The 10,154-nt window shown below is 67.2% G+C and carries 11 protein-coding genes and 1 pseudogene; 8 read left to right on the forward strand and 4 right to left on the reverse strand.

Annotated features, from left to right (window positions below; genetic code table 11):
* Window positions 1-4 precede the first annotated feature (4 nt).
* On the reverse strand, window positions 5-943 hold the full coding sequence (serB, locus tag CITRI_RS15660; protein ID WP_010142590.1) for a phosphoserine phosphatase SerB: 939 nt from the start codon (window positions 941-943) through the stop codon (window positions 5-7).
* Between the two features lie 131 nt (window positions 944-1,074).
* Here serB and CITRI_RS0100605 point away from each other — a divergent pair, with 131 nt between their 5' ends.
* From CITRI_RS0100605 to CITRI_RS20520, 7 genes are all read left to right on the forward strand, one after another.
* Window positions 1,075-1,839 carry an ABC transporter ATP-binding protein gene (locus tag CITRI_RS0100605; RefSeq protein ID WP_029138911.1) on the forward strand — a complete coding sequence of 255 codons (765 nt, stop codon included), beginning with the start codon at window positions 1,075-1,077 and terminating at the stop codon, window positions 1,837-1,839.
* A 31-nt stretch (window positions 1,840-1,870) separates the two neighbouring features.
* Window positions 1,871-2,758, forward strand: coding sequence for a sulfite exporter TauE/SafE family protein (locus tag CITRI_RS19845; RefSeq protein ID WP_010142593.1), 888 nt, complete (start codon window positions 1,871-1,873; stop codon window positions 2,756-2,758).
* Between the two features lie 40 nt (window positions 2,759-2,798).
* The gene (locus tag CITRI_RS19750; protein WP_010142594.1) at window positions 2,799-3,689 is read left to right on the forward strand and encodes an RNA methyltransferase; all 891 of its coding nucleotides are present in this window, start codon (window positions 2,799-2,801) and stop codon (window positions 3,687-3,689) included.
* 158 nt (window positions 3,690-3,847) lie between these two features.
* The gene (locus CITRI_RS15665) at window positions 3,848-4,765 is read left to right on the forward strand and encodes an AAA family ATPase (protein ID WP_010142595.1); all 918 of its coding nucleotides are present in this window, start codon (window positions 3,848-3,850) and stop codon (window positions 4,763-4,765) included.
* Window positions 4,766-5,046: 281 nt separating this feature from the next.
* On the forward strand, window positions 5,047-5,355 hold the full coding sequence (locus CITRI_RS19850) for a transposase (protein WP_010142596.1): 309 nt from the start codon (window positions 5,047-5,049) through the stop codon (window positions 5,353-5,355).
* A 72-nt stretch (window positions 5,356-5,427) separates the two neighbouring features.
* Entirely contained in the window at window positions 5,428-5,844 is a 417-nt protein-coding gene (locus tag CITRI_RS19855) for a hypothetical protein (RefSeq protein WP_010142597.1), read from the forward strand.
* A 41-nt stretch (window positions 5,845-5,885) separates the two neighbouring features.
* A complete protein-coding gene (locus CITRI_RS20520) occupies window positions 5,886-6,206 on the forward strand; it encodes a hypothetical protein (protein WP_369731950.1) in 321 nt (106 codons plus the stop codon).
* Between the two features lie 166 nt (window positions 6,207-6,372).
* Here the strand turns inward: CITRI_RS20520 and CITRI_RS18650 are convergent, their stop codons facing one another.
* The 3 genes from CITRI_RS18650 to CITRI_RS19965 all read right to left on the reverse strand — a co-directional run bounded on the left by CITRI_RS18650 (window position 6,373) and on the right by CITRI_RS19965 (window position 9,323).
* Window positions 6,373-6,675, reverse strand: a complete 303-nt coding sequence (locus CITRI_RS18650; protein ID WP_029138912.1) for an Lsr2 family protein — start codon at window positions 6,673-6,675, stop codon at window positions 6,373-6,375.
* A 412-nt stretch (window positions 6,676-7,087) separates the two neighbouring features.
* A complete protein-coding gene (locus tag CITRI_RS0100635; RefSeq protein WP_010142599.1) occupies window positions 7,088-7,900 on the reverse strand; it encodes a hypothetical protein in 813 nt (270 codons plus the stop codon).
* A gap of 1,054 nt (window positions 7,901-8,954) precedes the next feature.
* Complete coding sequence (locus CITRI_RS19965; protein ID WP_369731953.1) at window positions 8,955-9,323, reverse strand: winged helix-turn-helix domain-containing protein; 369 nt, start codon at window positions 9,321-9,323, stop codon at window positions 8,955-8,957.
* Here CITRI_RS19965 and CITRI_RS19970 point away from each other — a divergent pair.
* A pseudogene (locus CITRI_RS19970) lies at window positions 9,291-10,093 on the forward strand (IS5 family transposase); the annotation flags it as partial. The gene CITRI_RS19965 and the pseudogene CITRI_RS19970 overlap by 33 nt on opposite strands.
* Between the last annotated feature and the right edge of the window lie 61 nt (window positions 10,094-10,154).

A 10,154-nucleotide genomic window follows, 5' to 3' on the forward strand; every position in this document is an offset into this window, starting at 1 on the left:
GCCCTCAGAGGCCGGCGAGCACCCGGACGACGTCCAGGGACGGCAGGTCCAGCTCGATGTCGGCGTGCGGGCGCAGGGCGGGCTTGGCGCAGAACGCCACGGCCAGCCCTGCGGCCTGCAACATGTCGATGTCGTTGGCGCCGTCGCCCACGGCGATCACGCCGGCAGGGTCCACCCCGGCCTCCGTGGACCAGGCGCGCAGCATCTGCGCCTTGACGGCACTGTCCACGACGGCTCCGGTCACGCGCCCGGTCAGCCGGCCGTCCACGATCTCCAGGTCGTTGGCCCGGTAGCGGGTCAGCCCGAGGTCGGCGGCCAGCGGTGCCAGCACCTGGGTGAAGCCGCCCGAGACCGCGCACACCTCCCAGCCGGCGTCCCGGAACGCGGTGATCACCTCGCGGGCCCCGTCCTGCGGCTCGACGGCAGCCGCCACCTTCGCGATGACGTCCTCCTCCAGTCCGGCCAGGGCCTGCACCCGCTGGTGCAACGACTGGGCGAAGTCCACCTCGCCCCGCATGGCGGCCTCCGTGACCTCCGTGACCTCCGCCTCGCGTCCGGCATACGCGGCCAGCAGCTCGATGACCTCCTGGCGGATCAGCGTGGAGTCAACGTCCATCACCAGCATCCTGCGCGTGGCCGAGACGGCCTCCGCGGGCACCACCGCCACGGCCGCGCCGTGGGGCAGCAGGGCCGGGTCCGGCCGACCGGCCGGCTCGCCGGCGGGGACGTCCCAGCGCCAGCCGTGGAAGCCGACGCCGGAGACCGGCTCCGCGTGGGCGGGCACCCCGACCGGCGCGTCACCCCGGCCCGGCCCACCGGCGGCGGGCCCGGCCTCCCCGGGGAGGTAGACGAGGACCCGGTCCGTCGCGGCCCCGGGCCGGGAGGCCGGGGTGAGTCCGTCGTCGTCGGTGACTGCTGCGGTGAAGGATGCAATGGGCGCCATGCCGTGGCCTTTCATGCTGGGAAGGGTCCTCCTAGCCTAGTGTTTGAGGCATGACCAACCCTTCTGACGGACTCCAGCGCGCCAGTCATGCCCCTTCGACCCTCGTCCCCTCGGGCGAGGCAGTGGTGGAGATGGCGGCGGTGGGGGTCCGCAGGGGCACCAAGGAACTGCTGCAGGACATCCACTGGCAGGTGCGCGAGGGCGAGCGGTGGATCATCATGGGCCCCAACGGGGCCGGCAAGTCCACCCTGATGCAGGTCGCCTCCACCCGCATGCACCCCACGACCGGCATGGTGGGGATCCTGGACGAGGTCCTCGGCGCCGTCGACGTCTTCGAGCTGCGCCCGCGGATCGGCCTGTCCTCCGCGACGCTGGCCCAGCAGCTCCCGGGCCGGGAGACCGTGCTGGATGCCGTGGTGACGGCCTCCTGGGGCGTGATGGGCCGCTGGAACGAGGACTACGACGCACAGGACGAGGAACGGGCCCGGCGCCTGATCTGGCAGTGGGGCCTCAGCGGCTATGAGGACCGGCGCTTCGGCACCCTGTCCGAGGGCGAACGCAAGCGCGTCCTCGTGGCCCGCTCGCTCATGACCGACCCGGAACTGCTGCTGCTCGACGAGCCCGCGGCCGGCCTGGACCTGGCCGGCCGGGAGACCCTCGTGCGGGCCCTGACCCGCCTGGCCGCCGATCCGGCCGCGCCCACCCTGGTCCTGGTCACCCACCACGTGGAGGAGATCCCGCCGGGCTTCACGCACGCGCTGCTGATGCGCCAGGGCCGCGTGGTCGCCGCCGGTCCGCTGGAGCAGACCCTCACCGAGGACAACCTCTCCGCCGCCTTCGGCCTGCCCCTCAAGGTCACTCGCGACGAGGGCCGTTACACGGCCGTCGCCCGCTGACCGGCGCACCGTCGCACCGGAGGGGTACTGCGTGGAGTTCCTGGGCCTCGAGCTGTGGCAGGTGGCCGTCATCCTGCTGGCCGGATTCTGGGCCGGCACCATCAACACCCTCGTCGGGTCCGGCACCCTGGTGACCTTCCCGGTGCTGGTCGCCATGGGATTCCCCCCGGTGACCGCCCAGATCTCCAACGCCATGGGCCTGGTGGCCGCGGGCGTGTCCGGGGTGTTCGGCTGGCGGCGTGAGCTGGCGCAGTCGCGCGCGGTGCTGCCGGCGCTGACGACCGCCTCGCTGGCCGGGGGGCTGGTCGGCGCGTTCCTGCTCATGGTGCTGCCGGAGGAGGTCTTCGGGGTCGCGGCACCGATCCTGATCGTGGTGGCCCTGGGCTTCGTGGTGTTCCAGCCGCGGATGTCCGCGTGGGTGCGCCGCCGGAAGGCGCGCCAGGCCGAAGCGGACGGCCAGGAGGGGGCGCCGGAGGCCGCCACGGCTCCGGGGCCGGGGGCCGTGACCCGCGTCGGCGCGCAGGACCCGGGCGTCCCGACGGGACCGGTGACCCCGCTGTTGTGGCTGCTGACCTTCGGCGCGGGTGTCTACGGGGGGTACTTCGTGGCGGCGCAGGGCGTGCTGCTGCTGGGCATCCTCGGAGTGTTCATGGGCGGGGCCCTCGTCCACGCCAATGCCGCGAAGACCTACCTGTCCCTCATGGTCAACCTCATCGCCGCCACGTCCTACCTGCTCTTCGCCTTCGACCGCATCGACTGGCGGGCCGTGCTGCTCATCGCGGTCTCCTCCATGCTCGGTGCCAGCCTGGGCGCCCGGATCGGCCGGCGGATCAGGCCGTTCTGGCTGCGGGTGGTCATCGTCGTCGTGGGCCTGGCCGGCCTGGCGAACATGGTCTGGCGGCTGGTCGCCGGTGGGTGAGGCAGTGGGCCGGCCCGTGGGCCAGCCGGGGAGTCAGCCGGTGGAGCTGACCGACGTCTCCGATCCGCGGGTGGAGGTCTACGCCCGGCTCACCGACGCCGCCCTGCGCCGACGGCAGGACACCGTCCACGGCGTCTACCTGGCCGAGTCCTCGCAGGTGGTCCGCCGCGCGCTGGCGGCCGGGCACACTCCCCGGTCGTTCTTCCTGGCCCACCGGTACCTGGAGTCGATGGCCGACGTGTTCGCCGCACATCCCCGGGTTCCCGTGTACACCGGTACGGACGAGGTCCTGGAACGCATCACCGGTTTCCACCTGCACCGCGGTGCGCTGGCCGCCATGGACCGGCCGGCGCCGCGCACCGTGGACGAGGTCCTGACCGGGGCGCGGCGGGTCGCGATCCTGGAGAACGTCTCCGACCACACCAAAGTGAAGTGTTCCAAAATGTCCGGCCAGTCGGACCCGGCCGACGCCACTCCACGGCGGTCTCGGATCGCGATCTTCGAGGACCTGGTCGATCATACGAACCTAGGTGCCGCGTTCCGATCCGCCGCAGCATTGGGAGTCGATGCCATCTTCGTGACACCCCAATGTGCCGATCCTCTGTACCGGCGCTCCATCCGGGTGTCCATGGGCACGGTGTTCCAGGTCCCGTGGACGAGGATCGAGCCGTGGCCCGAGGGTATTCAGCAGCTCAAGGACGCGGGCTACGTCGTGGCCGGGATGACACTGGGGGAGGGGGCGATCACCCTGGACGAACTGGTCGCCGAGGACCATGAGAATCTCGCCCTGGTGTTCGGGACCGAGGGACAGGGACTGAGGCCGGGAACCGACCAGCGACTCGATCGGCGCGTGACGATCCCGATGATGGGCGGCGTCGACTCACTCAACGTCGCGGCCGCATCGGCAGTGGCGTTTTATACGACGAGGTAGCCAGACGTGCCTACCCCACCAAAGTGCTTGCGGCGAGTGCTGGCGGGCATGCGTCTACGGGCGCTTGTACGACTCGCTTGCAGGTCCTAGTTCGACTGCAGGATTGAAACCGAAGGGACGGCCGATGCTGTGACCACGGGGACATCAAGGAGGATGTTGTGATCAAGAAGGTTCTTCTCTCTGGGCATCCATGTTTCAGCGGGGAAGCGGTGTTGGGTGACCTCGCCCCGGTGAACTACGTTTTCGGGCCGAATGGGTCAGGTAAGACGACGATCAGCCAGAGCCTTGCGACATTAGACGACGACGATTCGCACATCGCGTGGGCTTCCGAACCACAAACGGTGAAGGTTTATAACCGGGGGTACGTTCGCAAAGCTTTCACCAACGCCGATGGTGAAGAGCGAGGCGTCTTCCTCCTCGGCGAGGACAGCCGCGAGACGTTCGAGCGGATCAAGGAGCTAGAAGAGCACCACGAAAAGACCAAAAAGCGAATCGGCGATCGCCAGAGACTCATTGTCGAGGCTGAATCATCGCTTGAGGGCAAACGCGAAGTACTCGCGGCAGCGGTTTGGGGCCGTCGGAGCGTCATACCTGAAGTGATCAGGCGCGAGATGACCGGGCTCAACGGCGGGAAGACCCAGTGCCTCGAGCTCACGCTTCAAAAGGCGCGTGCATTTCCCGAACGAGGTAAAGACTCTTTCGAAGTCTTGATCCCGAAAGCCGAGGTGACGTTCTCCAAGGCCGCCAGCGAAGCGAATCCAATACCGCAAGCTCCCGCGGCATCGTGGGATGAAGCGGCCCTGCAGGCGGCTCTGACGTCCCCGATCGTCGGAAGCGCAGACGTCGCCCTGTCCGAGATGATTGAGCGCCTGGATATCTCAGATTGGGTGCAGCAGGGCGCAGAGCACCTCCACGGGCAAGAGTCCCAGCCTGTGCTTTGCCCGTTCTGTCAACAGATCGCCCCAGAAGGACTCGCTGATCAACTCGCGAACATCTTCGACGACAACTATCAGGCCAAGCGCGAGGAGATTGAAGCGTTCCAGCGTTCAATCAGAGGAAACCATTGCAGCCTATAAGGAACAGAACCTCGAGGTGCTGAAGGGTTAGGGACTGCTGCACGGATAGGTGACGTTGAGGATGGAAAGGCCTCGTCGCCGATGCGTGTGACTCTGTAGGTGACTGATGGCCGCAGGGCTTGTCTTTGAACTGATCCGTCCGCGTGCCGGTGGCGATGGCGCTGTCCGATGCATGTCGGCCGGAGACGAGCATGACTTCATACGAGCCTGGTCAACCCCGTCAACGTCTTGTCTGCCCGGCCCCTGGTCGACGTGCCCTCTGAGGAAGGCACCGTCCCATCATGACAACATCCGTTTCCGAAGGCATCGAGTCTTCGGCTGATCTCGATGTCGTTGCCGGAGTCGACACGCACGCCGATACTCACCATGTCGCGATACTCAGCGTCACTGGCGCTCGGCTCGGTGATCGGCAGGTCCCCGCGACGGCTACCGGCTACGAGCAGCTCCTGTCCTACGTCAGATCGTTCGGGAGCGTTCGACTCGTCGGGATTGAGGGCACCAGTTCCTACGGCGCCGCGCTGTCCCGGTATCTGAGGGCACAGCACGTCGAGATTCGCGAGATCGGCCGGCCCCGGCGGTCGCAGCGGTGACGTGGGAAGTCCGATCCGATTGACGCCTACGCTGCCGCGCAGCAGGCACTGGCCGAACCGGAGGCCCTGCCCTTGGCCAAGACCCGTGGCGGGTTCGTCGAACAGATCCGCGTGTTGCTGACCGTTCGTCGTAGCGCGATCAAGGCCCGAGTGGCGGTGATCCGTCAGATCAAGTCACTGTTGGTCACCGCGCCCGAGCCCATCAGGATGCGGTGGGCGGGATCAAGCGAGCCTCGTGTCATCGAGGACCTGGCCGCCACCAGGCCCGGTGCTCCGTCCGCCTCGGTGAGCGCCGCGACTGGTCAGGCGCTACGCCGCCTGGCGCGTCGCCACCAGGACCTGACCAGCGAGATCAATGTGCTGGAGCATGACCTGCGAGACCTCGTGGGAAGAGCCGCACCCGCGGTGATCGCCCCCAAGGGGTATGGCGTGACTACCACGGCGACGCTCCCGGTCACCACCGGATCGAACCTGAGCGACTCCGATTAGGAGCATTATTTGCCGCGTTGTGTGGGGCTTCGCCGATCCCCGTGTCCTCGGGCAAGACGAATCGGTTCCGGCTCAACCGCGGCGGGGACCGGCAAGCGAACTGGGCCCTGCACCCGATTGCTCTGGTGCGAGTGTCCAATGACCGGCGTACAATGGACTACGCGGCGCGCTTGCGAGCGAAGAGGGAGTCGAAGAAAGATGTCCTTCGGTGTCTCAAACGCGCGATCGCCCGGGAGGCGTTCCATCTCCTCGTCCACCCCAAGCCTGTGCCGGTGACTGAGGATCTCAGAGAGCTTCGACTTCAGCGTGGTGTCACGCTTGTCTGGGCCGGAGGAAGGACCACTCGTCAGCATCTGAAGTGAGTGGCAAGTAATCAGTCAAATCGTAAGTGGCAGGGGCCTATTAAGGCAGTCGCCAACGTCGGCCTGGCGCGACAACCTGGGAGTTATCTGTGTTCCACCACCGCATCCTGAAGACGCTGTCATACTGGTTGCGCCGTCGCGCGGTCTGGAGTGGTGAGTTGGCTGGTCAAGGATGGGCGCGGGAGTAGGCTTCGAGAACGTCTCGGTGGAGGCGTCCGCGCGGGGCTACGGCAAATCCATTGTGCAGTGCCCACGCGCGGATCCTGGCGGCATCCTGCCGAGGCCGCGGCGGGCGGGCTTCGGTGCGTGCGCGCCGCACATACTCCTGCAGGTGCTCACGCAGTTCTCGGGCGTTCCCGGCGGAGAGATCGATTTCGTAGTGCCTGCCGTCCACGCCGAACTGCAGCGTTTCATCGGCCGGTGTTCCGTCCAGGTCGTCAATCAGGACGATCTCTATTTTCTGGGCCACGGGTCCTTCCCTGGGGCATCATGATCACTAGTGGACATTTCTTGGCCGCCCCACTACTCAAAGACGGGTGTCGCCGCAGCCCCGAGCGGCGGCGTTCCTCGCTGCCGCGAGCCCGTGGTGCATCCGCTCGCTTGTTCGCGCTTAGGCGACGTATATCAATCATGCGTCTGACCTGGGGCGAAGAGATCAGAAGTCACTACTCTATGGCCACCTGTAAGTTACCACTGGTCAGACACCACTGACGTCCATGCCCTTGGTACGTGCCCAGTCGCGGCCGTTCGATCCAATTGCGCAGGCTAGTGACGGTCACGCCCGCCAGCCATCTGGTGCTGTCTACTCTGGGGCGGGCCAGCACGCCGGGTGTTCCTCCTCGAGCCGGTAGCCGCGCATCGACGGGACGTCGGCCGTGGAATCATCCGGGCCGGTTGAGCAGATCGCCGTCCGAGGTGAGGTCGGCGTCGGGGCGAACGGCAAGCACTTCAAGGCCCGGAGTCTGTATCAGCTCCTCCACCAGTGCCGCTGTGCCCGCTATGAGGGTGGAGTCGAAGTCGATATCGGTGGCCAGCACCCAGGCGCGATCCTCGGGCCAGAGGATGCTAGGTGACTGCGCGCGAGTCACGTCCCCGACCCAGGGGGCGCGGGCGGGCCACCGGGTGTCGGCGAAGTCCTGGGCCCCGGCCTCGAACATCACATAGTCGCGCCCGGTGGCGGCGTGCAGGGCGAACCGCGGCCCCGAATCACTGCGGGCGCGGCCCCGGAGCTGCCGCACCGTGCCTTGCACTGCGTTGATCACCTGGCCCACGGTTTCGGCCAGTCGGCCGCGCAGTGCGGAGCCGGCGCTGCGCCCGGGGGCCTCGTCGATGGAGGACGCTTGCCGTTCACCGTCCGGTTCGGGCTCGAAGTCGAAAACACGCCCCGCACTGCTCAGCCCGTCCCAGCCGTCCCAGATCGCGGCAATCCCGGTTTCCGGGGTGGTGCTATGCCGGGACAGGACCGTTGCGACCACGGTCAGGGAGGTGCGGTCCAGGCAGCCCTCGTCCGGTGGGCTGTATCGCCACCCGTCGGCGGCAATCACCCCCTCGGCCTCGCCATAGTCACGGCGAACCAGGCGGGCGTATTGCGCTAAGGGGTGCATGGTCGTACCGAACGACGCAGCGGCCTGCGCCCAGGTGGCGTGCTGGATCTCCAGCAACGCCCCGATGTCCTTGACAACCGCGAAGGCCATCTGCTGGTCCAGGCCCCGCCACGTCCTCGTGGCACGGGGACGGACACGCTCAACGGGATGAAACACGCGCGCGTACGCGGCAAACCCGGGCGGCACCACCGACAGAACACTGCCCCAGGGCGCTGCCTCGACGGGGCGAAGCCACTCACCCTGCCCAACATCGGGCACAAAGCGAACCGATCCGCCATGACCCCATTCTCCCGGGGTTCCACCGTCCTGTCTCCTCATTCGCGGTCCACGTGCAGCCTGCTTGACCTGGTCCACCTTCCCGCCATCGAGACGTCTCATCGCCGGGTGGAGCCGTTTTCAAGCAGCACGATGACCTGGGGGCGTGATGGACCGGACGCTGGAGGCACTCATGGCTGCCGGTGCGCCGGGGGCGGGTTCTGTGATCTGGCCACCCCCACCGTGAGTTCTCGTGACATCCCGGTCAGAAGACATCTGTTCTGGCAGGGTGACCGCCTCATCAGGCACCGCAGCCATGTCCCTAGTCCCGCTGAGGATCCATCATGAAGTTTTTGTCCCGCACGTTCGCAGCGGCCGGAGGCGCCGCCGTGCTCCTGGCGTCCACCGGTGCCACCGTTGTTCAGGCCGCCAGTATCACCGTCCCCAAGGAGGGCACGCTGGTGGTCGGTGGCGCTGGCGTGAACTTCTCGGTGAGCTTCGATTGCCAAGCCGGTTGGACCGGGGGCGTGTCCGCCGAGGCCGCCCGAGCAGTCCGGGGCGGCCGGTTGGCGACCGGTTTCGCTCTCTCAGACGACATCGACTGCGTTAACGGCGCAGAGACCGTGGAGGTCACCGTGATGGGCGCCGGGGACTTCGCCTTCACCGAGGGCGAGGCACTGGTACGGGTCTCCATGTTCTCCTGTGAGACCACCGGGGAAAGCTGTGAAAACACTCAAGCTTTCGGGGTGGTCCCGGTCGTGGAGGCCTCGGCCGAATACCCCGGTGACGGCCTCAAAGACGAACCCCTGGGACCGGGGTCTGCCGTCATTCCCGAGGGGCCCGGGTGTTCTCCAGCTAGTGGTCACGGAGGCTCAACCCTGCGTGGAACTCACGGGCTTCCACGCGGTGACAGAGCCGGCGTGGTGGCACCCAGGGGGATGTCGGGGTGGTCGTGCCCGCAGTATCCCCGCCCGTGCACGGTGCGCACGGCACTGACGAACCGGACCAGCTTGGCCCGCAACCGGCGAATGTACACGTCCACGGTCCGAGCCTCCGGCACGTCTTCCATGTGCTCCCATAAGGCTTGCAGCAGTTCCGGGCGGCTGACGGTGCGTCCGCGGTGCGCCATCAAGCAGTGCAGGACCGCGAACTGCTTGTCGGCCACGTTCACCAGCTCCCCGTCCACCCGCACCTCCCGTCGGTGCGCATCGACGACGACCCCGGGCCGCTCGGCGGCCAACACCACCGGGGTGGGCACCGGCTCCGGATCCCGGACCGGGTCATCTTCGACAAGCTCGTCCAAATCCTCGTGCTCGGCGCGGTCTACAAGAAGATCGCCGAGGCTACGTATTCGGTCACCACGCTGCGGGACCGACGCGATGAGTGGACCAGCGCCGGAGTCTTCACCGCCCTGGAGCAACTGTGCCTTCAGGCCTACGACCGGATCGTCGGACTGCAACTGGCCGACCTGGTCGAGGACGGGTGCATCGTCAAGGCCTCCGTGGTGGCAAGACCGCCGGCCGATCCCCGGTGGACCGCAGCAAACGCGGCACCAAACGCTCCCTGCTGGTGGACAAGACCGGCATCCCGGTCGGCTGCGTGATCGCCGGAGCCAACCGCCACGACTCGGTGTTCCTGCGTCCCACGCTGGAAACGCTGGGCCGGTTCTGATTCCAGTTGTCCAGGGCCATCTGTGTGCACCTGGACGCAGGGCACGACTCCAAGGCCACCCGCGGACTACTGGCCCAACTCGGCTGCACGGCGGTGAACAGCACCAAGGGGACCCCGCTACAGGCCGGGGCCCGCTGGGTCATCGAACGCTCCAATTCCTGACACAACCGCGGCTTTAGGAAGTTTGCCATCTGCACCGAGAAACACACCCGGGTGATCAAGGCGTTCATCGCTTGGGCCAACGCCATCATCATCGGCCGCAGACTGATCCGCACCGCCTGGACCACCCACCGCTGGACATCCGCCCCACCCGACGGCCGTGACTTATCCGCAGAACCTCTAAGTACCGTCGTTTGACTATTGACTGATTCCTGAGAGGGGAGCACTGTCATCGCAGGAGCACCTAAAGGGCGTCCTA

The sequence above is a fragment of the Citricoccus sp. CH26A genome (genome assembly GCF_000224415.1).
In the GTDB taxonomy this organism is placed as follows: Bacteria; Actinomycetota; Actinomycetes; order Actinomycetales; family Micrococcaceae; genus Citricoccus.